Origin of the sequence: Gordonia pseudamarae, assembly GCF_025273675.1 — a bacterium.
Taxonomy (GTDB): Bacteria; Actinomycetota; Actinomycetes; order Mycobacteriales; family Mycobacteriaceae; genus Gordonia; species Gordonia pseudamarae.
The window spans coordinates 4,712,845-4,735,672 of the sequence record NZ_CP045809.1 but is presented as its reverse complement, the minus strand read 5'-3'; the positions used below and the strand labels follow the sequence as shown (position 1 = coordinate 4,735,672).

20 protein-coding genes and 1 pseudogene are annotated in these 22,828 nt (G+C 65.7%); 9 read left to right on the top strand and 12 right to left on the bottom strand.

Going from position 1 to position 22,828, the window contains the following annotated elements:
• Positions 1–5: 5 nt before the first annotated feature.
• Positions 6–1,685, bottom strand: a complete 1,680-nt coding sequence (locus GII31_RS20705) for an ABC transporter substrate-binding protein (protein WP_260840167.1) — start codon at positions 1,683–1,685, stop codon at positions 6–8.
• A 200-nt stretch (positions 1,686–1,885) separates the two neighbouring features.
• On the opposite strand from GII31_RS20705, the gene GII31_RS20700 reads away from it, so the two are divergent.
• The 4 genes from GII31_RS20700 to GII31_RS20685 are packed head-to-tail and all read left to right on the top strand — an operon-like array spanning position 1,886 to position 6,259.
• Positions 1,886–2,779, top strand: a complete 894-nt coding sequence (locus GII31_RS20700) for a hypothetical protein (RefSeq protein WP_213245209.1) — start codon at positions 1,886–1,888, stop codon at positions 2,777–2,779.
• A complete protein-coding gene (locus GII31_RS20695) occupies positions 2,733–3,536 on the top strand; it encodes a hypothetical protein (RefSeq protein WP_213245208.1) in 804 nt (267 codons plus the stop codon). The genes GII31_RS20700 and GII31_RS20695 overlap by 47 nt, the downstream gene beginning before the upstream one ends.
• Positions 3,526–5,010: an opine metallophore biosynthesis dehydrogenase gene (locus tag GII31_RS20690; RefSeq protein WP_260840166.1), complete on the top strand. Its 1,485-nt coding sequence runs from the start codon at positions 3,526–3,528 to the stop codon at positions 5,008–5,010. Before GII31_RS20695 ends, GII31_RS20690 begins: the two co-directional genes overlap by 11 nt.
• A gap of 46 nt (positions 5,011–5,056) precedes the next feature.
• Positions 5,057–6,259, top strand: a complete 1,203-nt coding sequence (locus GII31_RS20685) for an MFS transporter (protein WP_213245206.1) — start codon at positions 5,057–5,059, stop codon at positions 6,257–6,259.
• A gap of 58 nt (positions 6,260–6,317) precedes the next feature.
• On the opposite strand, the gene GII31_RS20680 is transcribed toward GII31_RS20685, so the two are convergent.
• The 3 genes and pseudogenes from GII31_RS20680 to GII31_RS20670 form a co-directional block, all read right to left on the bottom strand.
• Complete coding sequence (locus tag GII31_RS20680) at positions 6,318–7,265, bottom strand: EamA family transporter (protein ID WP_213245205.1); 948 nt, start codon at positions 7,263–7,265, stop codon at positions 6,318–6,320.
• Positions 7,266–7,442: 177 nt separating this feature from the next.
• Positions 7,443–8,309, bottom strand: coding sequence for a DAPG hydrolase family protein (locus tag GII31_RS20675; protein ID WP_213245204.1), 867 nt, complete (start codon positions 8,307–8,309; stop codon positions 7,443–7,445).
• 79 nt (positions 8,310–8,388) lie between these two features.
• A pseudogene (locus GII31_RS20670) lies at positions 8,389–8,507 on the bottom strand (LLM class flavin-dependent oxidoreductase); the annotation flags it as partial.
• Positions 8,508–8,975: 468 nt separating this feature from the next.
• On the opposite strand from GII31_RS20670, the gene GII31_RS20665 reads away from it, so the two are divergent.
• Positions 8,976–9,980, top strand: coding sequence for an IS481 family transposase (locus GII31_RS20665; protein ID WP_260839988.1), 1,005 nt, complete (start codon positions 8,976–8,978; stop codon positions 9,978–9,980).
• Between the two features lie 214 nt (positions 9,981–10,194).
• Here the strand turns inward: GII31_RS20665 and GII31_RS20660 are convergent, their stop codons facing one another.
• From GII31_RS20660 to GII31_RS20650, 3 genes are all read right to left on the bottom strand, one after another.
• Positions 10,195–10,710: a hypothetical protein gene (locus GII31_RS20660; RefSeq protein ID WP_213245202.1), complete on the bottom strand. Its 516-nt coding sequence runs from the start codon at positions 10,708–10,710 to the stop codon at positions 10,195–10,197.
• A gap of 95 nt (positions 10,711–10,805) precedes the next feature.
• Positions 10,806–11,825 (bottom strand): LLM class flavin-dependent oxidoreductase, encoded by a 1,020-nt coding sequence (locus tag GII31_RS20655; protein ID WP_213245201.1) that lies wholly within the window; start codon positions 11,823–11,825, stop codon positions 10,806–10,808.
• A 104-nt stretch (positions 11,826–11,929) separates the two neighbouring features.
• A complete protein-coding gene (locus GII31_RS20650) occupies positions 11,930–12,913 on the bottom strand; it encodes a hypothetical protein (RefSeq protein ID WP_213245200.1) in 984 nt (327 codons plus the stop codon).
• A 376-nt stretch (positions 12,914–13,289) separates the two neighbouring features.
• On the opposite strand from GII31_RS20650, the gene GII31_RS20645 reads away from it, so the two are divergent.
• The 3 genes from GII31_RS20645 to GII31_RS20635 all read left to right on the top strand — a co-directional run bounded on the left by GII31_RS20645 (position 13,290) and on the right by GII31_RS20635 (position 15,921).
• On the top strand, positions 13,290–14,006 hold the full coding sequence (locus GII31_RS20645) for a FadR/GntR family transcriptional regulator (protein WP_213245199.1): 717 nt from the start codon (positions 13,290–13,292) through the stop codon (positions 14,004–14,006).
• A 7-nt stretch (positions 14,007–14,013) separates the two neighbouring features.
• Positions 14,014–14,874: a sterol desaturase family protein gene (locus GII31_RS20640; RefSeq protein WP_213245198.1), complete on the top strand. Its 861-nt coding sequence runs from the start codon at positions 14,014–14,016 to the stop codon at positions 14,872–14,874.
• Positions 14,875–15,033: 159 nt separating this feature from the next.
• A complete protein-coding gene (locus GII31_RS20635; protein ID WP_213245197.1) occupies positions 15,034–15,921 on the top strand; it encodes a LysR family transcriptional regulator in 888 nt (295 codons plus the stop codon).
• Positions 15,922–16,131: 210 nt separating this feature from the next.
• Here the strand turns inward: GII31_RS20635 and leuA are convergent, their stop codons facing one another.
• The 5 genes from leuA to GII31_RS20610 all read right to left on the bottom strand — a co-directional run bounded on the left by leuA (position 16,132) and on the right by GII31_RS20610 (position 21,922).
• Positions 16,132–17,979 (bottom strand): 2-isopropylmalate synthase, encoded by a 1,848-nt coding sequence (leuA, locus tag GII31_RS20630; protein ID WP_260840165.1) that lies wholly within the window; start codon positions 17,977–17,979, stop codon positions 16,132–16,134.
• A 77-nt stretch (positions 17,980–18,056) separates the two neighbouring features.
• A complete protein-coding gene (locus tag GII31_RS20625) occupies positions 18,057–18,293 on the bottom strand; it encodes a hypothetical protein (RefSeq protein ID WP_213245195.1) in 237 nt (78 codons plus the stop codon).
• A gap of 65 nt (positions 18,294–18,358) precedes the next feature.
• Positions 18,359–19,660, bottom strand: a complete 1,302-nt coding sequence (locus tag GII31_RS20620; RefSeq protein ID WP_407649857.1) for a condensation domain-containing protein — start codon at positions 19,658–19,660, stop codon at positions 18,359–18,361.
• A gap of 114 nt (positions 19,661–19,774) precedes the next feature.
• Positions 19,775–20,347 (bottom strand): nitroreductase family protein, encoded by a 573-nt coding sequence (locus tag GII31_RS20615; RefSeq protein WP_213245193.1) that lies wholly within the window; start codon positions 20,345–20,347, stop codon positions 19,775–19,777.
• Between the two features lie 18 nt (positions 20,348–20,365).
• Entirely contained in the window at positions 20,366–21,922 is a 1,557-nt protein-coding gene (locus GII31_RS20610) for an MFS transporter (RefSeq protein ID WP_213245192.1), read from the bottom strand.
• Between the two features lie 117 nt (positions 21,923–22,039).
• Between GII31_RS20610 and GII31_RS20605 the strand changes: the two genes are divergently transcribed.
• Positions 22,040–22,708: a TetR/AcrR family transcriptional regulator gene (locus tag GII31_RS20605; RefSeq protein ID WP_213245191.1), complete on the top strand. Its 669-nt coding sequence runs from the start codon at positions 22,040–22,042 to the stop codon at positions 22,706–22,708.
• Positions 22,709–22,828 lie beyond the last annotated feature (120 nt).

Sequence of the window (22,828 nt, the reverse complement as noted above, 5' to 3'; positions counted from 1 at the left end):
TCCGGTCACGACGCGGTCCAGTCGGCGATGGTGTACCACGGACCGAATTCGACGCCGTGCGAGTGCGGTTCGAGCGCCACGCCCGGCTCTTTCCAGCCCATGTCGCGGGATACGTAGACGTGCTTGACATATGCGAGCTGCAGCATGCCCGGCGTCGCGGCGTACGATGCCTGCGCTTTGCGGTAGAGCGCGTCGCGGGTGGCGGCGTCCGGTTCGACGCGCGCCGCGTCGAGTGCGGCGTCGAGTTCTTTGTTGACGTAGTCGGATGCGTTGTCCCACTTGGCGCCGACTCCCGGTTCGGCGAACGTGGAATGCAGCACGGTGTAGAGCTGGGCGTCGATAGAGTACGGCTGGGAGCCGCCGCCGAGCACCAGCGGCGTGGTCCGGTAGTCCTCGTCGGAGACGTCGGCGGAGTTCTTGGCGACGGGGTGGGCGATGACGCCGATCTTGTCGAGTTCCGACGTGGTGGCCAGTGCGAGCAGTTTGCGTGTCTCGCCGACATTGGTGAAATAGATCAGGTCGAACTCGGCCCGCCGCCCGTCCTTCGCGCGCACGCCGTCGGAGCCGCGGGTCCAGCCGGCGTCGTCGAGCAGCTTCTCGGCGTGTGCGCGGTCGAACGGGATCTCCTTGGACTTGTCGTAGGCGTTGCCGTAGAACGGCGCGAGGAAGGTCGAGTTGGGTGTGCCGTGGCCGTCGAGTGCACCGTCGACGAGCGCTTGCCGGTCGATCGCGAGGTTGAGTGCGGTGCGCACGGTCTGGTCACCGACGAAGGGATGTGCGGCGGGCAGGGTGATCGCGTGCCAGTCGGCGCTGGTGCGGGAGGAGACGGTGAAGTCCTTGTTATTGTCGAAGGCCTTCGACAACCGGGTGTCGAGCAGTGTCCCGTCGCCCTCTCCGTTACGCAGTTGTTGTGCGCGCGAGTTCTCGTCCTCGACATGGCGGATGACGATCTTGCCGATGGCGGGCACGCTGCCCCAGTAGTCGTCCCGCGCTTCGAATATCGCCTGGTCGGCACGTAGGTCGGTGAGCTCGTAGGGTCCGGTGCCGACGGGGTCGGTGTTGAGTGAGGAGTCCTTCGCGGGCACGGCATCGGGGGTGGTTGCCTTCTCCGCGTCGAGGCGCTCGCTCGGCGCGATGCCCGTCAGCAGCAGTCTGTCGAACTCGGGCGAGGGGTCCTTCAGCCGGAACGTCACCTCGTCGGGCCCGGTTGCGTCGACGGTGTGCAGGTTCTGCCAGCGGACCAGCTCGGTGGAGGCGACCGCGGGATTGATCAGCGCCCGGTAGGTGGTCACGACATCGTCGGGACCGAACGGTGATCCGTCGGAGAAGGTGACGCCGGTGCGGGTCCTGACCGTCCAGGTCCGGTTGCCGTCACTCGGCACGGCCGGGCCGGCCGCCAGCAGCGGGGTGATGTCGGGCTGGGTGTCGGGCTGCCCCGGCTGGACGCGGAAGAGTCCCTGGTAGATGCGGGACTCGCCGTTGCGGCCGTGATTGTTCACCGGGTTGTAGGTGCCCAGCGGGTTGTTGTCGAGCACGACAACCGTCGTCGTGGAGCCGGCCGCGGGCCGGTCGTCGGGGTTGTCGCCGCACGCGGTGAGGGCCAGTGCCATGGCCGTACCGACGGCGGCGAGGGACCGCATGTGGGCGGGCGTCCCCGATCGAGCAGTAACGATAATGGTTGTCATAATGTTTAAGGTAACGTACCGTGACGTCGGTGCTGCCGAATGTGAGCTATGCCACCGCCCGGGCGGCGGGTGGAGTGCGGACTTGACCATCCGGGATTAGGTATGCCTATCCTTTGGTAGATCTCATGTGGCCGGACTTCGGCCGATACCTCTGCGCCGCCGCGGGGGGTGAATGCTGTGCGCTAAAGACTTGGGGAGTCATGCGGGAGCTTGAATTTGTCAAACTTGATCCAACGCAGAACGTCACAGTTCTGGTCAAGACGCAGCATCCGTCCGCGGAGTATGTGGCCATCGCACAGTCGCTGATGGGCTATGCCCATGTCCACGCCGAGCAGGTTGGATTTGTTGAACTATCTTCTCACCCAGAAGCTTTGGCTCGCATTCAGATGGCTGCGGGGGAGTTCTGCGGCAATGCGTGCATGTCACTCGCGGCATCGATAGCGCACGATAGTGAATTAGCCGAGGGTATGAGTACATCTGTGTGTATCGAGTCGTCGGGTACCGACGATCTGATCAATTGTGAGGTGCGGCGTGCCAACCGTCGCTACGAATGCAACGTGTCGATGCCGATTCCGCTCGCCGTCACCGTATCGGACAATACTATTCTGGGTGGTGGCTGGGGAATTGTTCTTTATCAAGAAGGAATTCACATCGTCGCAGAGTGTCGGCCCGATGATTCCGATACCCGGCGATTCGCGGCGGCCCTGGCGGCGGCGATCGCGCCGGTGCGCGAGTTCAGTCTCGTCGGGGTGATGCTCTATCACCCCGGTACCGGGTCCGTGCACCCACTGATCCATATTCCGGCGTTGGGCAGCATGATCTGGGAGCGGGGATGCTGTTCGGGAGTTGCCTCGGTGGGGGCCTACCTCGCGCACAAGAACAATCGGTCCGTCGCGGCCACGATGCGACTACCCGGCGGACCCATGCGGGTGGCGGCCGAGATCGACGGCAAGGGCATCTCTCGTCTGGTGGTAGAAGGGCATGTACGCATCGTTGCCCGCGGCCAGGCCTATCTGGCCGATGACCAGATGGAGGAAGCCCTTGTCGGTGACGCGATTGACCGGAGCCATGTTGGCGCACCTGCATACACTTGAGAGCCTCAACCGCAGGTACGACCGTTCCACGGACCTCTATCCGGAGCTGGAGGCGGCGGTTGCCGACCTCACCGCATTCGTGACAGACGCCGAGAATACGGCGCTGTGGAATGAGTGCGCGGCCGGTGCCGGCGATGACTTCGCCGAACTCGCCGAGTGCCTGCGCGACGAATCGGCGGCATCGGCCGCGACCATGGAGAAACTCCGTGCCCGCGAGTTCCTCGCCGGAGTCGAACGGCCGACCCGGTACTTCGACAATGTGGAGTCCTCCATCGACAGCGAATTCGGTTCCTTCGCACCGGAATCAGGGTCGAAAATCTTGATGATCGGGATCGGCTCGTTCCCGATGACTGCGGCCAATGTCGTTCGGCAGACCGGTGCCACCGTCTTCGGCACCGACATCGATCTCGAATCGATCGAACTCGGCCGGCGAGTCGTGCGTGCATTGGGCGTCGACGATCACGTAGAACTCGACGTGGCGGGGTCGCATCTGCGGCCCGTGGCTGCCGAGGTGACCCACGTGATCTTCAGTTCGACCATCAGCGACAAGTACCGGATTCTCAATGCGCTCCATCCGCTGACCCGCGCCGACGTGACCGTGGTGATGCGCTACGGCAACGGCCTCAAGTCGTTGTTCAACTACCCGAAACTTAATTTGCCGCAAGAGCTTTGGCGTGAGGTCGCCGGAGTGACGCGCCCCGGTCAGGTCTTCGACGTGGTGCTGTACCGGAAGGCCGGGGCGACCGATGCCGTCTGACGCAGCCATGCCGCCACATCCGTCCGGGCCGCTGGGCCGGGTCCTGATCGCGGGGACCGGTCCCACCGCGATCCAGCTCGCCGGCGCGGTCAAGAACGTGTACGGGTCGACCGTCGGCATTGCGGGCCGGGAATCGGTACGATCATCTCAGTTCTTCGACAACCTGCGCGCCGTCGACGGGGCGGCGTCGGTGCGGGTGCAGAACATCCAGCACGAGGCTCTGGCGGCCGACTTCCGGTTCGATGCGTCGTTCGAGGGTTACCCGACGGTGTCCGGCGAATGGGACACGTTGATCCTCGCCGCACCCGCCAACGCCTACGCGCAGATTCTCCGGGAGATTGACGCTGCGATCGGCTTCGCCGGGATCACGCTCATCGTCCTCGTCTCACCGACCCTGGGGTCCGGTGCCCTGGTCGCCGAATTGTCGCGATCGTCGGTGGCCGCACCCGAGGTGATCAGTCTGTCGAGCTACCTGGGTGATACGCGCTGGGCGTCGGGGATTCCGGGGCCAACAGTGCTCACCGCCGGCGTCAAGAACCGGATCTACGCCGCCTCCGACCGGGGGCGCACCCGCGCACTCGACGCCGTTCGCGGGTTGCACGTCGCACTCGGGATCGACGTCGAGGTGTTCGACGACCCGATAGCCGCGGAAAGCCGGAACCCGTCACTGTACGTGCACCCGGCACTGTTCTTCAACGACGTCACACTGGGCGCCGTCTTCGACGATCCGGTGGGGCCGCAGAGGTACGTCTACAAACTCTTCCCCGAGGGACCCATCACGCCGGGACTGATCGCCACGATGCTCGGTCAGTGGCGGGAGATGAGTGCGATCCTCGCGGCGGTGGGCGTACCCGGGGTGAATCTGCTCAGATTCATGGTCGACGACAGCTATCCGGTACGACCGGAGAGCATCTCGCGCGAGGACATCGAGAACTTCGAATCGCTGACCGAGACCGAGCAGTGTTACCTCGTGTACGTCCGATACGCCTCACTGCTCATCGACCCGTTCAGCACACCCGACGCGGACGGCAGATACTTCGACTTCTCCGCGGTGCCGATCGGACGGGTGTTCACCGACGCCACCGGCGTGCTCGACATCCCCCGGATGCCGGGCGAGGACTACTACCGCACCAAAGTCATCCGGGGTATCGCCGCCCGAGCCGGAATCGAGTGCCCGGCCATCGACGGCATGCTCGCCTGCTATGAAGGCCGGTTGCGTACCGCCGCCGGCAAGTATCCCGACCGGCAACTGTCGCCGGCCTTCACCGTCCAGGAATTCGACGGCGACGTTCAACTGATCTGGAATCGCCTGCGGGAACGAATACCCCGTGGTTATCGCCCGTCGCTACGCTCGCCGGTGAATCCCCCGTCGCTACGCTCGCCGGTGAATCCCCCGTCGCTACGCTCGCCGGTGAATCCCCCGTCGCTACGCTCGCCGGTGAATCCCCCGTCGCTACGCTCGCCCGGTCGATAGCCCCCATTCGCCACCCGTCCGCGTGCCGTGAAAGAGCAGGAGCCCGATGAGCGCGCCCACCATAGTCCACCAGTCCGATTGGTCGATGATCCGTAAGATCTGGCCGCTGCTGATAGCTGCCGCACTCGGCCTCGTGCCGTTCACTGTCATGTCGAATTTCCTGCCGGCGATCGCCTCCGACGCCGGGGTGGGCGTCGACCTGATGGGTAGTTTCCGGGGGCTGGGCGGCATCGCCGCGCTGATCGTGGGAGTGGCGGTAGCGCCGTTGCTCGACCGGTTGTCACGGACGGCGGTGGCCACGATCGCGCTGTCGGTGCTGGCGGTGGGATGCTTAGCCTCGCTGCTGGGTCATCCGATTGCGTGGGTGATGTTCTGTCTGTTGATCGGCGCCGGCACCGCCGTGCTCAACCCGGCCGTGGCGGCATTGTCGGCCGATCGATTCGAATCCGGTCACGACGCCGCCCGCGCCGCCACGCTGGTGTCGTCGACCGCCACCCTGACCGCCGTCCTCGCCGCACCGGTGCTCGCCCTGCCGGCGGTCCTGTGGGGGTGGCGGGCCGACATGATCGGGGTGTTCGTCGCGCTGCTCGTCGTCGCGGCACTGATTGCCCGGATGCCCTCGGATCAGCAGGGCCGCACCGCGCTCGGCTATCTCGAAGCGCTCCGCACGGCGACCCGGCGGCCCGGGGCGACGGATCTGCTGATGGTGTCGCTGCTGCGGACCACCGCCTTCATGGGGTCGCTGGCCTACATCTCCGCCGCGTTCGACGAGCGGTTCGGCCTGTCCACCGGCTGGTTCTCACTGGTGTGGTCGACATCGGGGCTGGCGTTCTTCCTCGGCAACTTCGGTGGCGGCAAATACCTGCATCGACGCGGCACCGAGGTCGCGATCCCGATGATGGTGGCCGCCATCTGCACCGCCACGATGGCGATGGTGGTTCTCTACACCGCGCCCACGCTGTGGTCGGCGTGGATCGCGGTGGCGGTCGTCTCAGCCTCCCACGCGGTGATCGCGGCGGGTGTCACCACCGCCGTCGTGCGGTCCGCGGGGCCTGCGCGGGGTACAGTCCTCGGGCTGAACGGAGCCGCGCAGGCGCTCGGTACCTTCCTCGGTGCCGCGATCGCGGGTGCGGCCCTGGCTGTCGGCGGCTGGGTGGCGGTGGCCACCGCGCTGGGCGCGGTCACCGCGATCGCCCTCTACTTCGCCCTCCGTGCCCAGACGCCGGGCTACGCCCAGATTTCCAGCTGACAGATATATCGTTCGGTGAGTTTGCTGTTGATCCCGGAAAGCGGGATCAACAGCAAACTCACACCGGGACCTTCTCCGTTACGCGACTGGTGGGGGTGTGGCTCGCGGACAGTACGCCGAGGGTGCACCCGGAGATCACCGCGGCGGCTCCGAGGAGTTCAGCGGCACTTGGTATTTCACCGAAGAAAAGCCAGGCGGCGGTGATTCCGACAACCGGCACCAGCAGCGACATGGGTGCGACGCGGCTCGCCGGATATCGGGCGATGAGGTCGGCCCAGAGGCCGGATCCGGCGATCGTGCCGAGCAGGACGATGTAGGCCAGTCCCGCGAGTGCGAGCAGTCCGCTGTGGCTGCCCAGGTCGGCGAGGGCGTCGATTCCGGCTGTGGGACCGTCGAACACCAGGCTCATCGCCAGGAACGGCAACGGCGGGATCACCGACATCCACAGCACCAGGCGCAGGGCGTCGCCGGGCCGGGCGGTGCCGGGTTCGCGGTCGGTGGCGGCGAGCCGGTTGCCGATGTTGCCGAACGCCCAGCCGAGACCGGCCAGAACGGTGAGTGCGATGGGGCCGACGGCGCTCCACCCGAGGCCCGTTCCGGTGGCCCGGGCCACCGCGATGATCCCGATCCCGATGACCGCCAGCGCGATTCCGCACACCTGACGTCCGGTCATCCGTTCATGCAGGAACAGCACGCCGAGAACGACGGTGAACGGCGCCGAGGTCTGCAACGCCAGCGATGCCAGACCGGTCGGCATCCCCACGTGCATCGCCAGGAACAGGAAGGCGAACTGGGCGATGCCGAACCCGCACGCGTACAACAGGAACCAGTGGACCGGAATCTTTGGGAACCGCACGAACAGCACTACCGGAACCGCCATCACCGCGAACCGCAGCGCGGCGAGGAAGAACGGCGGGAAGTGGTCGAGACAGTAGCGGATGGCGATGAAGTTCAGTCCCCACAGCAGTACGACGGTCAGGCCGATGCAGCGGTCACGAGTGGTCATGAATCCATCGTGGAGGCGGGTTCAGTTCAGCACAATCGAATTAATATGCATTTATTATGCAGTTTTGATTAATTAATATCGGCGATGCGCCGCGATCGTGGTCGAGACCCGGCCGGTCCGGCACCGCGGGCAGCGCGGTGTCGATCCCGCTCGACCGACCGACTCCGGCGGCAGGTGCTACGCGCTGTTCTTGCCCGGGCCGAACTCGGCGTACAGGTCGGGCAGAAGGCCCGCCAGGTGGGTGAACTCGATCTGGTCGTGCAGGAGCTGCTCGTACGCCAGACGCTCGCCGGCCAGGCGTGCCTTCATCGGTGCGGGTACCGCCTTGTCGATGTCGAGAGCGGTCCGTCCGCGGCCGAGCACCAGATGGTCGGCGAGGAAGTAGCGTGACCGAAGCTCGAACCCGTCGTCGGTGTCACGGATCAGGTGAACCATGGTGGCGCAGCGGATACCGGGTTTGCGCAGCGAGACGTAGCCGCACGCGCTGCCGTGTATGTCGGCTCCCGCGAGTGCGTTCTGGTCGATGCCGAGTTCGCCGGGGGCGACGAAATCGATGGTGATCCGTTGCAGTTCCGCGCCGATGTACTCATCGATGACATGCGAATTGCCGAGGTAACGTTGTTCATCGCTCAGGCCCGGTGCGGTGAGCACGTCGCGGTTGCGGGCGAGGGCGGACACGTGGTTCCACGGAAACCACAGCGTGTAGCGGGCGGCCTCCACCGAATGCCACCAGAACCACCAGCGGAACATCTCCGGCGTCGCCCCCGGAAACCGGGTGAGGCTGGTGGTGTAGCCGCTGCCGTCGGGCAACCCGCAGTAGCCGGTCTCCACCTCCTGATATCCGGGTTCGAGCAACCGGTTCAGCTCCGCACCCGGCCGGATCGCCTTCGACGGATCCATCGGCGCCCTCAGGTGCGGCAGCACGTCCTCGTGCAGCCACAGTTCGTCACGAAAGAAGTGCGCGTACGGTTTGTCCGCGATGAGCCCACGGTTGCGTTCGACGAGTCGTTGCGTCGCCGGCGGATAGTAGGTCACCGGAATCATAGGGCGCTCCTTGACTGGACGTGCTTCTGACTGGACGTGCTTGCCTACCCAGTCCTACCGCACCGTCCGCCGGACGGTCTCATCGCCAGCCGAGGGCCGGGCCACCTCCTTGAGGATGGACCCGATGACGTGTGTGTTGTAGTCGACGCCGAGTTGGTTGGGGACCGTCAGCAGCAGGGTGTCGGAGGCTGCGATCGCCGTCCTCGGTGCTGTACCGCTGGTGGTCTACTCGCGACCGTCACACGAATCTCTCCGCACACATCCGTAATCGGATGTGTGCGGAGATCGCCTTCAGACGACCTCGTGCTATCCGGTCGCCATTGTCGTGCAGGCGGTTTGGACTCGGCTACATCGGCTTCTTGACTGTCATTCCCTTCGATGTGCAGTCCGGGCACCGCTTGTCTTGTGGCATGTTCACCCCTCCGTGGGGCGCCGAACATATCGGACAGCGGACGATGGACGACTTTGCGGCCAGATGCAGATGTGTTCCCACAGACTTGGGTTCCGAGCTGACTGAGCCGCCTGATGGTGCGGCGAGCACAACTCCTATGGTGGCCAGAATCGCTAGGTGTACTTCCCCGACACGTTGTGAACATCTGAGGTAAGGCGAAGACCTCCGGGCAGGATGTGGGTTACCACACTCACCATCTAGCCACGGAGGTCTTCGTGACTCACGCTAACGCACCTTTGACGCCCGAGGGGCGTCGCCGTCTTGCTTCCCTGATCATCGATGAGGGCTGGTCTTTGCGGCGCGCTGCCGAACGGTTCCAGTGTTCGCCGGCCACGGCCAAGCGGTGGGCCGACCGTTACCGCGCCGGCCAGTGCCTGACCGACCGCAGTTCCCGCCCCGCCCGCTCACCGGCCCGGCTGCCCCGACGCACCGAACGACGAATCATCTGCCTGCGTTACTCCCGCCGGTGGGGACCGCACCGGATCTCCTATCACCTGGGTATCGCGCGTTCGACGGTCGGTCGGGTCCTGGAGCGCTACCGGATGCCGCTGCTGTCGAACATCGACCAGGCCACCGGACTACCGGTGCGCAGACCGAAACCGAAACGGTACGAGGTCGACCGGCCCGGACGACTCGTGCACGTCGACATCAAGAAGCAAGGCCGAATCCCCGACGGTGGTGGCTGGCGTGCTCATGGTCGCGGATCGGCCGCGGACCGTACTGCCGGTGTGGCCCGTGGCCGGGCAGCACGCTCGGGAGCACCGCACTCGCGGGGCTACCGCTACCTGCACCATGCCGTCGACGACCACTCCCGGGTGGCGTATTCGGAGATCCTCGACGACGAACGGAAAGAGACCGCGGCCAGATTCTGGCGGCGCGCCAACACGTTCTTCGCCGAGCGCGGCGTCGAAGTGACCGCGGTAATGACCGACAACGGTTCCTGCTACCGCTCCAACGCGTTCGCCCAGGCACTGGCCGAGACCGGGATCAAGCACAAGAAGACCAAGCCGTATCGGCCGCAGACGAACGGGAAGGTCGAACGTTTCAACCGAACCCTGGCCGCCGAGTGGGCCTACGCCCGCCCCTACACCAGCGAAGCCGAACGCACCACCGCCTACACCGCGTGGCTGCACCACTACAATCACCACCGACCCCACACCGGAATCGGAGGCCAAGTCCCCTCAGACCGCGTTCACAACCTCACGGGGAAGTACAGCTAGGGCACACAGTCCCACCGTTGATACCACGAGATCAGACCAGCCTGACCTGCGTGCGTTGCTGAGCATACGAACCCACCCCTATCGTAGTTCCACCGAGGCACTTCCCCGGTGGCTCCATGATTGGGCGGGGGATCGTTGCCGCCAATCGACTTGGCAGCACATGGGTGCAGAGATGCTGGTCAGCAACGATTCCGGATTCTCCGGACCGGAACTGTCATGCGTCTGGGACGCCCGTACGGTCGCGGAGGCGATCCGAGTATCGCCCGTCGAGCGACGCTCGTCCTGGTTGAAAATCGTCCGGACCGAGTAATCGACCCAGTCTTCCCTCCACGCACCCGATGCACAGGTGGCCCACTCTATCGGGCACGATGCTGAGCCAGAGTTCGTCCCGAAGCAGGTAGTATTCATCGACGGTCCGCATGTCAGTGCGGCAATCGAGACACCTCCAGTCAGTGACATCCAAGATGATCCAGAAGTCCATCAGTGAACCGTCCGCAAAATGGGCGGTCACGCTCAGAAGCGACGCGGCTATTCGAGTTGGTTCTGATGGCTCCCTTCGGATGGCGTCCTCAATCGTGGACTCTGCCTCGGCCCGACTGTGTACTTTGTAGTTGATACGCTCCGATTCGGTGCCGTCCGGAAGAGTTCTCACCGCGGCCAGACCCCACAGCACGCTTACTTCCGGTGCGATTTCGTATTCGTAGTGGTCGGTATCAAAGATGAGAGCCATGCAGCCCAGGATAGTCGCGGTACACGGTCGTACCGAATACCCGCGGAATCGCGCGCGAACTGTGCGTGCAGGCCAGGCAGGCGCCGGGAATTGTCTCACCGCCAGCCGAGGGCCGGGGCCACCTCCTTGAGGATGGACTCGATGACGTGTGTGTTGTAGTCGACGCCGAGTTGGTTGGGGACCGTCAGCAGCAGGGTGTCGGCGGCGGCGATGGCCTCGTCCTCGCGGAGTTGTTCGATGAGTTTGTCGGGTTCGTCGGCGTAGCTGCGGCCGAAGCGGGCGCGGGTGTTGTCGATGATGCCCACCTGGTCCCGGTCGTCGCCGCGCAGACCGAAGTAGGCGCGGTCGCGCTCGTCAGTGAGTGCGAAGATGCTGCGGCTCACCGACACCCGTGGTTCCCAATCGTGACCGGCTTCGGTCCACGCATCCCGGAACCGCTGGATCTGTTCGGCCTGCAACTGGTGGAACGGTACCCCGGTGTCCTCGGTGAGCAGGGTTGAGGACATCAGGTTCAGCCCTTGGCGCGCAGTCCATTCGGCAGTTGCCCGGGAGCCTGCGCCCCACCAGATCCGCTCGCGAAGTCCGGGGGAGTGGGGTTCGATCCGCAGCAGACCGGGTGGATTGGGGAACATGGGCTGCGGATTGGGTTCGGCGAATCCGTCGCCCTCGATGACCTTCAGGAACACCTCGGTGTGCCGGCGTGCCATGTCGGCGTCGGTTTCGCCGTCGGCGGGTGCGTAGCCGAAGTACTTGTAGCCCTCGATCACCTGCTCCGGCGATCCCCGGCTGATGCCGAGTTGCAGCCTGCCGCCGGAGATGAGGTCGGCCGCACCGGCGTCCTCGGCCATGTACAGCGGGTTCTCGTAGCGCATGTCGATGACCCCGGTGCCGATCTCGATGCTGCTGGTCCTGGCACCCACGGCAGCGAGCAGCGGGAACGGGGAACCGAGCTGCCGGGCGAAGTGGTGCACCCGGAAGTAGGCGCCGTCGGCGCCGAGTTCCTCGGCGGCCACCGCGAGGTCGATCGATTGGAGCAGGGTGTCGGCGGCGGTGCGGGTCTGCGAGCCCAGGCCCGACGACCAGTGGCCGAAGGAGAGGAAGCCGATGTTCTTCATACCAGGTAAATAGAACTCCGGTCCGTTTTATTCCGGACGTGTCACCGTAACCGGACGAACCCCGACTACCGGTTCGGGAGCCTTAAGCCATCACCTGTTGCCCTTCAACCAGCGAACTCGGCCAGTTGGTTGCGTGCAGACGCATCAAAAGTGGTGTCGCTCAGCAGGGTGACAGCAACTTCGGCCTCGGTGCGGTTGTCACGGAGAGCCAATATTTTGACAAGGCCCCGAAGCGCGATGCCGTTTCCGGGCGTGTGATCGTAGCGGCCGGGATCGTGTGCGAACCGGGCAAGACGTTCGAGATCGGCCTGCGCGGCGGCCCCGTGAGGATCAGCTCGAAGGCGGTCGACGAGGAACAGACTCGCTCCGGCACGAAAGGCGTATCCCTTTCGCTTCTCGGCAATGTCGAGTAGATCATCAAGACGTGGATCGTCGCGACGGTCGAGCTGACGAAGCAGACTGCTGATGAGCACCCAGCCCGGGGCCTTGGTGTAGATCGAGGTCCAGTTCGCGACAAGGTAGTCGAGAGAGGCATCAGAGAGATCGGGTGACTCCGTGATCCATCCGACGACTGCGGCCTGGGCGGCGATGCTGCCGTGAACGAGCACGTCCTCAAACCAGGCGTGTTCGTCGAGTGTCCATGTCTCTGGCTTGCGTCGCGAGACGGGGCCGGTGATTGCCTTGATCCGAGCTTTCACCGCCGTGGTGTCCGCAACGTCGGGAAAGTCGGCGGTGAGTCGCGACTGGGTGGCATCGCTCACAACCTCGATTGCCCCGCCCGGGCCGTGATCGATGATGCGCAACGGTGCGGGAATCGCGGCCAGCGCGGTCAGCACCTTATCGTGATCGCCACCCCAATGCAGGCGGAGGCCGGAAGTGAGATTGCCGTTGATATCGAATACCCCATCAGACTGGTGGTGCCAGAACACCCAACCAGGGTCGGCGACACCGCGCTCGTCGGCAATCCGTCGGGCTTCGTCATGCTCCTCGTCTTGGTCGAAGCGTTCTCTGCTTGGGGCGAGCGCGATGAAGTCACCGACATCAATTGACCGTAGAAAATCTACAATGAGACTTCGTTCACTACTCATGGGAACCATCATTCCAAATTCTGGCGAAGTCCAAGTCGATCATATTCGGAGCGCGGCATCTCCCTGCTCGCACCCGCGGACGAGCTGGGTCTGAGTCGGGTCCGGGCGCCTCATGGATGGGGGACCCCTCGCCCGCCAGGTGCTTGCGGGAATACAACACCCGCTGGTGTTGGGCAGCGCTACTCGCGTAGCGCTCCGGCGGTACCCCCGAAACCGGACGAACCCCGAATGCCGTTCGCGACGACCAGGTCGTCCGCACGGTATTCGGGGTTCGTCTTGCGGGGTTTGAGCCTCAGCCACGAGCTGTGGCCCGAAGTTACGGTAGCACTGGTCCAACCAGTTGACCAGAGGGCTGTGATGATTCATGATCGTCGGCATGGAGATCCAGCCGATTGCACGCGCAGCGGTATCCGACGAGGTGCTGGGGCAGCTCGTCGCCGAGATCCTGTCCGGTCGGCTCGCCCCCGGGGATCCGCTGCCCGCCGAGCGTGAGCTGGCACTGCGGTTCGGTGTCAACCGGCACGCGATCCGTGAAGCCCTCAAGGGCGTGCGGCAGGCCGGACTCGTGCGCATCTCGCAGGGTGACAAGACACGGGTCCTTGATTGGCGCGAGAACGCCGGCCTCGACGTTCTGGTCGCCCTGGCCGCCACCGGCGCGGTGCCGCCCGCGGAGCTGATGCGCGATGTGTTCGAGATGCGCCGCTCCCTCGCCGTCGACGCCGCCCGGCTGTGTGCGCAGCGCGCCGACGACACGCAGATCGCGCGGGTCGTCGAGGCAGCCGCCGCATATCCCGAACGTGCCGCCGAAGCCACCCCCGAGGCCGTCGTCGGCGCTGACATCGACTTCTGGCTCGCCGTCATCAACGGATCGGGCAACCTCGCCTACCGGCTGGCGATGAACACACTGCTGTCGGGGCTGGACTCCCTCGGTATCCCGGCGATGCGGCAGCTCGGCCTGCTCGACGAGTACGCCGATCGCGACGCCCACATCCGACTGGCTCGGCACATCGCCGATCGGGATGTCGCCGCCACCACAGACCTCGCCACCACCCTGCTCAGCCGAGTGCTCGACGCGATCGCCACAACGGAGTGAGCCCGCCATGTTCGACCTGATCCTGTACGCCATACCGGTTTTCGCGCTCTGCCTGTTCCTGGAAATGGCCTCGTTCTACTTCTTGCCCGACGACGACGAGCGCGGTTACGAACTGCGCGACAGCTCGACCAGTCTGGCGATGGGCCTGGGCAACGTGGCGGTGAACGTGGGCTGGAAGCTGGTGGTGCTCGCGGTGTACGCGGCCGTCTACCAGCTCAGCCCACTGAGCCTGCCCGCCGACAATCCGTGGACCTGGGTGGTGCTGTTCGTCGCAGACGACTTCATCTACTACTGGTATCACCGCACCCATCACACGATCCGGATTTTCTGGGCCAGTCACGTGGTGCACCACTCCAGCGAGTACTACAACCTCTCGACCGCGCTGCGCCAGCCATGGACCCCGTTCAGTTCCATGCCGTACTGGATTCCCCTTGCCGCGCTCGGTTTCTCGCCGTGGATGATCTTGCTCCAGCAGTCCGTGAGCCTGGTCTATCAGTTCTTCATCCACACCGAACGCGTCGGGAAGCTGTGGAAACCCATCGAATTCGTGATGAACACCCCGTCCCATCATCGGGTCCACCACGGTTCCAACCGGAACTACCTCGACCGCAACTACGGCGGCATCCTCATCATCTGGGACCGCATCTTCGGGACTTTCGAGACCGAGGAGGAGAAGGTGATCTTCGGGCTCACCAAGAATATCAACACCTTCAACCCGGTGCGGGTGGCCACCCATGAGTTCGCCGCCATCGCCCGCGACGTGTGGCACGCGCGGAAATGGCGTGACAAGTGGGGGTATCTGGCGAAGGGGCCGGGGTGGCAGCCCGAAGGTGCCACGTCGTCCCGCACCATGTCCAACGCTGGTTGAGGTGTGCGGAGCGCGAGCAATGAGCCTCGAAACCTGTTGAGAGGACATTGTTCTCACAGGAGGCTTCGAGGCTCGGCCGCTGGGCGGCCGCGCACCTCAACCGACGGGGAATCGGTCGGCGGGGAATCAAGCGGCGCCCTCGAGCGGTAACGTACATGCATGGAAGTGCGCAGGTTGCGGCTGCTGCGGGAGTTCGCCGACCGCGGGTCGGTGGGTGCCGTGGCGGCCGCTCTGCACATGACGCCGTCGGCGGTATCCCAGCAACTCAAGGTCCTCGCCGACGAGGCCGGGGTGGAACTGCTCGAACCGGACGGTCGTGGGCTCCGGCTCACTGACGCCGGACGCGCGCTCGTCCTGCGTGCCGACGATGTGATCGCCGCCGTCGAGCGGGCCGTCGAGGAGATGTCGGCGTACCGCTCGGGCAAAGCCTCCGTACGGCTGGCGATGTTTCCGTCGGGTGCCGCGTTGTTGTTGCCGGGCCTGCTCCATGAGGCAACAGCGGCCGGGATCGACGTGCGCGCAGGACATCTTGACGTCAGCTATCCCGACGCGCCCGCAGCGCTCACCGACTACGACATAGTTGTTACCCACCGTGACGAACGGACCCACGCCCTGTCCTCGCCGCGGGTGCGCATCACCGAGCTGATGCGCGAACCCCTGGACGTGATCGTCTCGGCCACATCGTCTTTCGCGCACCGTGCCACGGTGTCGGTGGCCGAGCTGGCCGATGCCGACTGGATCAGCGTGGAGGGTGGCTATCCCGTCGACGATGTCCTGTTGTCGATGTCGGCGGTCACCGGTGTCGCACCCCGCGTCGCCCAGCGGATGCTCGACTTCACGACCATCGAGGCGCTCGTCGCCGCCGGGCACGGAATCGCGCTGATGCCGCGCCACGCGGCGCGCGATCCGGCGGTGACGGCGGTGACGCTCACCGGAGTCCGCGCCGCCCGCGTGTATGAGGCGCTGACACGGCCCAACCCGCGCCGCTCCGTCGAGGCCGTGGTCGATCTGCTGCATGCGCAGGCGGATGCGATCGACGCCCCCTGACAGTCCGCACGAACCGGAAAGACGCACCCGGCGAGCCGTGTGGGCGACTGCCGGGTGCCGATCCTGTGGATGGCAGGCTGATCACCGGGCAGACGTTGCCGGGGGCGAGGCCGCCGATCACAGCGGGGATCGCTCGCTGAGGTGACCGGCGGCCTTCACCCGGTGGCGCAACAGGTAGGTCGGTCACCGGAACTCAAGGGGTGCGCGCTGTTACGGTGCCCAGGTGCGTGGCGCGGCGTCACCCGAATCGGCCGGGGCGGCCGCGCGATGGGCGCGGTTCACGGCCGAGACGACGGCGCGCAGGCTCGCAGTGGTGATGGACGGGGCGATGCCCACACCCCACACCGTCTCGCCGTTGGCCTCCACCTCGACGTAGCAAACGGCGCTCGCATCGTCACCCGAAGTCAGGGCGTGCTCGGCGTAGTCGAGGACGCGGACGTCGAAACCGACCGTGCCGATGGCGTTCACGAACGCGGCGAGCGGGCCGTTGCCGACGCCCTCGATCTCGCGCTCAACCCCGTTGACCTTCACGATCGCGGTGATCTGGTCCTCGCCACCGTCGACCTCGGAGGCGTCGACACGCTGACGCATCCGCTCCAACGGAGTGATCGGCAGCAGGTATTCCTGGCTGAAGACATCCCACATCTCCTTGGGATTGACCTCGCCGCCCTCGCCGTCGGTGATCTTCTGAATCTCGCGGCTGAACTCGATCTGCAGACGCCGCGGCAGATTCATACCGTGGTCGGCCTTCATGATGTAGGCGACGCCGCCCTTGCCGGACTGGCTGTTCACCCGGATCACTGCCTCGTAGTTGCGGCCCACATCCTTCGGATCGATCGGCAGGTACGGGACCGCCCAGACGATGTCATCGACATCCGAATCCTGCTCGTCGGCGTCGATCTTCATCTGGTCCAGGCCCTTGTTGATGGCGTCCTGGTGGCTGCCGGAGAACGCCGTGTACACCAGATCGCCACCGTAGGGATGCCGCTCGGGCACGTTCAGCTGGTTGCAGTACTCGACCGTGCGGCGGATCTCGTCGATGTCGGAGAAACTGATCTGCGGGTCGACGCCGCGGCTGAACATATTCATGCCGAGGGTCACCAGACACACATTGCCGGTCCGTTCACCGTTTCCGAACAGGCAGCCCTCGATGCGGTCGGCCCCGGCCTGATAGCCCAACTCGGCGGCGGCGACCGCGGTGCCGCGATCGTTGTGCGGATGCAGGCTCAGGATGATCGAATCGCGGCGGGCCAGGTTACGGCTCATCCACTCGATCGAATCGGCGTAGACATTCGGGGTGGCCATCTCGACCGTCGCCGGCAGATTGATGATCAGCGGCTTTTCGGGAGTGGGTGCGATGATCTCGGAGACCGCGTCGCATACCTGTTTGGCGAACGACAGTTCGGTGCCGGTGTACGACTCGGGAGAATACTCGTACCGCCAAGTGGTGTCGGGGTACTTCTTCTCCTCCTCCAGCACCAGACGCGCGGCATCGGTGGCGATCTTCACGATGGTCGGCTTCTCGGCCCGGAAAACCACGCGGCGTTGCAGCACCGATGTTGAATTGTAGAAGTGCACAATCACATTCGACGCACCACGGCAGGCCTCGAAAGTGCGCTCGATCAGCTCCGAACGGCACTGGGTGAGCACCTGGATGGTGACATCCTCGGGGATCGCGCCGTCCTCGATGATCTCGCGGACGAAATCGAAATCGGTCTGGCTGGCCGACGGGAAACCGACCTCGATCTCCTTGTAGCCCATCCGCACCAGCAGGTCGAACATGCGGCGTTTGCGGGCCGGACTCATCGGGTCGATCAGCGCCTGATTGCCGTCACGCAGGTCGACCGCGCACCACAGCGGCGCCTTGGTGATGACCTTGTCGGGCCAGGTGCGGTCAGGTACCGATACCTTCTCCACCTCATCGGCGAACTGCAGGTAGCGGTGGACGGGCATCGCCGAGGAACGCTGCGGATTCCAGACGGGCTGGTCGGCGGGGATGGGGCCGGAAGGCTCAACGATGCGGCTGGCTCCGGAGGTGAAAGTGTCTGCTGCGGCCATGATGGGTCGGTCTCCAGGTCAAGAAAGTAAGGGGAGTGACCGGCACGTCTGATCCCCGCGGCGGAGAGCCGGTCGAATCAGACCCCGCCGCGGCAACCGAGAAGGAGCGCACGCTGCATGCCGAACACTGTACTCCTGCCGATGCACTCGTCCAAATGGCCCGGTTCGGCGGCCGGCCCGCAGGCCGGCGACCTGATGCCGACTGCGGCGAGACCGGTGACGAACAGCGGCCGGCGACCGTACCGGTCACCGAGCCGGACGCTGACGATCAGGCCGACGGCGTGCTCCTCGTGGTGGGATGGGGAACACGCCATGAGTCATTGCGGACGGCTTCGGTCCGCGTGGGAAATGCGATGCGGTGGGAAAAGCGATGCGTGTGTCAGACGGTGGCGGTGCGTGCGGTGTCGGTGTAGCGGCGCAGGCGTTCGGCCAGTGAACAGACGAGGGCGTCGACGGTGGCGTTGGCCGTGGTGGTGTCGGGGTAGCGTATGCGCAGGTCGAGGCCGTCGTGGTGGCGGGAGAACCACATCTGCACGCTGTCGGTGGTTGTGCTGTTGGAGATGTGCCGGGCGCCGGGCAGCGGATCTCCCAGTCGGCGGTAGTCGAGATAGGACACCATGAAGATGTCGGCGGTGGTCATCGCCGGTCGGCAACGCTGCAACACGTGGTCGAGGGGGACGGCGGCCAGGCCGAGCGCGGACTTGAGGGCGCGGCCGGCACCACCGACATCGCCGGCACGCACCCGCACCGGCGCGTTGGTGACCAACCAGCCCGCCGTGCGGTGCCATGGTGAGCTCGACCGGCCGCGGGTGTGCACGGGAATGACCGTCGACAGTGTTCGTGGCCCGCCCTGTTCGGCGATGGATGCGGCGAGCAGGGCCAGGAGCTTTGCGAACGCACCGCGTCCGAGTGCGTCGGCGGCGGTGTCGTCGAGCAGTTCGATCACGCGCGTGCGCTGTGGGGCGCCACCCGGCGCGATCTCACCCAACGGCAGCGGGAAGGTGGGGATGGCATCCCCGTTGGCGGCGAAAAACCTTCGCCAGGCGGGCAATTGGGGATGCTCACCTTCGGTGGCGGCGAGCTTCTCGCTGAGGAATCCGTCGAGTTCGGATCGGTCGAAGAAGCGCTGACCGGGACTGCGACGGGTATCGGGATCGATGTACAGCTCACGAATTCGGCGTAACGCCAGATCGACGGTGAGGGCGTCGCAATGGGCATGGTCGAAGCCGACGATGAGCGTCGAGTCGAGTAGGCCGAAGAGCACCCCCGGCACCTCGCCGCTGCGGCACCTGTCTCCCAGAAGTGTTGCCAGATCATCAGATCCGATCTTCCCGTGGGGGGTGACGGTCACCTGTACCTGGTTCGGCCCGAACACGTCGGCGTACGGCCCGCAGGTGTCCGGATCGAATTGGAAGCGCGCGCGAAGTGCGTCGTGCTCCGACAGGAACCGGGCGACCGAGAGCGCGGCCCGATCCGCGTCGACCGGTTCGGCACTGCTGCCGAGATCGACAGTGCCGGCGATCCACACCCCTTGGGATGTTGGATCAGCCAGTCCCAGAAGATGATTGGCCTGATTGAAAGTGACCGCGAGCTGGCGCCGGACCGGTTCGCCGGACCAGTGTGTGCGCAGTTCGGTGAACGATCCGGACAGCATCACCAGGTCGATTGTGGTCACGTGCATGGCGCCCCCCGGATGTCGCGTCTGGCGGCTTCGGTTGTCCGCGCCATCGGTCAGCCTATCGCGGATCGCGTACCGACACCGCCGGTGTGAACAAGATCGCTTATCGCCGACTGCTCATGGCTGTGCTGCGAATGCCTGCCCCCAGGTCTCGGCGAAGGCGATCTCGTTGAGCGGAAGTCGTTTTCGGGGTGCCGAATCCCGTTCGCGCACTTCGGGGCTGAGTGTCGACGGGTCGTCGGATAGGCGGCCGACGGCCAGGATGACCATCGCCCGACTGTCCTCGGGCAGGGCGAATCGCGCTCGCGCACCCGCGGTGTCGAAACCGGCCATCGGATGCGTGTTGATACCTAGTGCCTGTGCCTGGATGCTCATCTGGGCCACCGCCAGCCCCAGGTCGACGGCGCCGTAGTCGTGGGCCTTCGCGTCGTCAGGGTTGTCGGTGGTGCATACCATGATCAGTGCCGCCGCGTCCGGCGCCCATGGCTTGTTTCCCCTGGTCAGCAGCTCCGTCATCGCCGTGAATGTCACGTCACCGCGAACCCCGACGATGAACCGGACCGGCTGCACCTTACCCCAGGTGGCGGCCCACCGGCCGGCCTGCAGGATCTCGGTGAGATCGGCTGTGGAGATGGTGGCCGTGGGGTCGTAGCCGCGGGCACTCCAGCGGCCTGTGATCAGTTCATGCACCCTGACGACGGTAAGGCATCAGGCAGCGATCGGCTCCTCGACCACCGGCCGGGCGGCGGGCCGCATCACGAACACGAGCACCACGGCAACCACCGTCAGCATGATCGCGGTGACCGATGCCGCCACATGCATACCGTCGACGAACGCCTGTCTGGCGGCGTCGGCGAGCGCCTGGCCGGATGTGCCGAGGCCGTCGGCGGTATGCATCGTGTCACCGAGCGTGTCACCGAATTCGTGCCCACCGGATTCGTTGCCACCGGACCCCGCGCGGAAAGTGAGGGTGGCCAGCGAACCGAGCAGCCCCAGTCCGAGTGCGGTGCCGAGTTCGAAGCACGTTTCGGAGATGCTGGAGGCCGCACCGGAACGTTCCGGCGGCACCGACCCGACGACGACCTCGGAGACCAGACTGAACTGGATACCGAAACCGACGCCCGCGATGCTGGTGAACACGACGTAGGTCCATACGGGGCTGTTGACGCCGAGCGCGAGCACGCCGGCCGCCCCGATGGCGGTGAGCACCACTGAGCCGACGAACGCGGAGCGGGTGCCGACCACGGATGCCACTTTCGCGGCGCCGACGGAGAAGACCGCCACCGCGCAGGCCATCGGCAGGCCGGCGATCGCGGCCGCCAGCACATCCATATTCAGGACCGACTGCAGGTAGACGCCGGTCAGGTACGACATGCCGCCCAGGGCCATCATGCCGGTGAGGGCGACCGCGACCGATCCGCTGAACATCGGGTTGCTGAACAGCGACAGATCCAGCAGTGGGTGCGGGGTGCGCTTCTGGTGCACCAGGAACGCGACCAGCAGGGCGAGGCCGGTGATCCCGATCAGCAGGGTGCCGACCGAGAATCCGTGTGCGGCCATTGTCTTGATCGCATACATCAGCGGCAAGATGCCCGCCATCGAGAGGACGACCCCGAGGACGTCGAAGGGCCCGGTCGCGCCGGCACGGAACTCCGGCACCAGGCGCGGCCCGACCAGCAGCAGCACGATGACCACGGGCACGTTGATGAGGAACACCGAACCCCACCAGAAGTGGTGCATGAGCACGCCGCCGACGACCGGCCCGACGGCGCTGCCACCGGCGAACACCGCAGTCCAGACGCCGATCGCCAGGCCCCGGTCACGGGCGTGGACGAACATGTTCGCGATCAGCGACAGGCTCGACGGCAGCAGGGTGGCGCCGCCCAGGCCCATCAGCGCGCGGGCCGCGATGAGCACACCCGCGCTGGGTGCGAACGCGGCGATCGTCGAGGCGACCCCGAACAGCACGGCACCGGCCAGCAGGATCTTGCGGCGGCCGATGCGGTCGCCGACATTGCCCATGGTGATGAGCAGGCCGGCGAGCAGGAAGCCGTAGATATCGAGGATCCACAGCTGTTCGGACGCGGACGGGTCGAGCGCCGAGGTGATCGCGGGGATGGCCAGGTAGAGGACGGACACGTCCATCGACACGAGCATCACCGGCAGGGTGAGCACGGCCAGGCCCACCCAGGTGCGGCGGTCGGCGCGGGGGGCGGAGGGTGCCGCCTCGGCGCGCTGGTGACTGCTCTGGTGGTCGATGGCCATGGGTGGCTGCCTTCTGCTCGATGGTCCGGGATGCCGTGCGTACGGCGTACGCGTGTCACGGTACGTAGGTGAGTACGCTGTACGCAAGCCGGTTATTCCCACAACTTCCCCGGAGGTATGCACACAGTGGCCCCCGAGTACCCCAAACTCACCCTGCCCGCGATCGTCGACGCCGCGATCGTGGTTGCCGACCGGGATGGGATGGGGGCGCTCTCGATGCGTCGGATCGCCGACGAACTCGGTGTCGGCGCGATGTCGCTGTATCGGCACGTCGCCGACAAGGACGCCCTCATCGAGGAGATGACCGTCGAGGTCGGGCGGCGTTTTCCGTACCCGATCGCCACCGATCCGCGGCTGGGCTGGCGCGAGCGGGTGGCCGCGGCCACCGACATCGACTGGGACCTGTACCAGCGGCATCCGTGGGTGGTGCAGGCATACAGCTCACCCCGCTACGGATTCGGCGCCGACTCGCTGCGCTGCCTGGACTGGCTGGTCGGTGGTTTCATGGACGGCCTCGGCGTCGACGTCGAGGTGGCCACCGAGATGTCGCTGACCGTGTGGAGTTTTGTCAACGGTGTCGCCCTCGCCGCGTTGCCCAGCGTCGCACTGGCCTCCGAATCGGATGCCCCGGGTGGTCTGGTCGACGTCATCGAAGGCCGTGCGATCGACCCACCGACCCATCTGGCCGGACTGGCCGGCAGCGCCCGTGGCCGAGAACTCACCGACCCCCGCGCCCAGGTCGACCGCGGCATCGCCTGGTTGTGTGCGGGTTTCGCCGCCGGCTGACGACCCGGTCGGGCCACCCCCCGTCTTCATCGTGCGTGGGGTCGCGCCGCCGCAGGGGAGTTCTCCCCACCGGAAAGGCCGTGCAGGGGAGTTCTGCCCATCGCCTGCGGCGATGGGCAT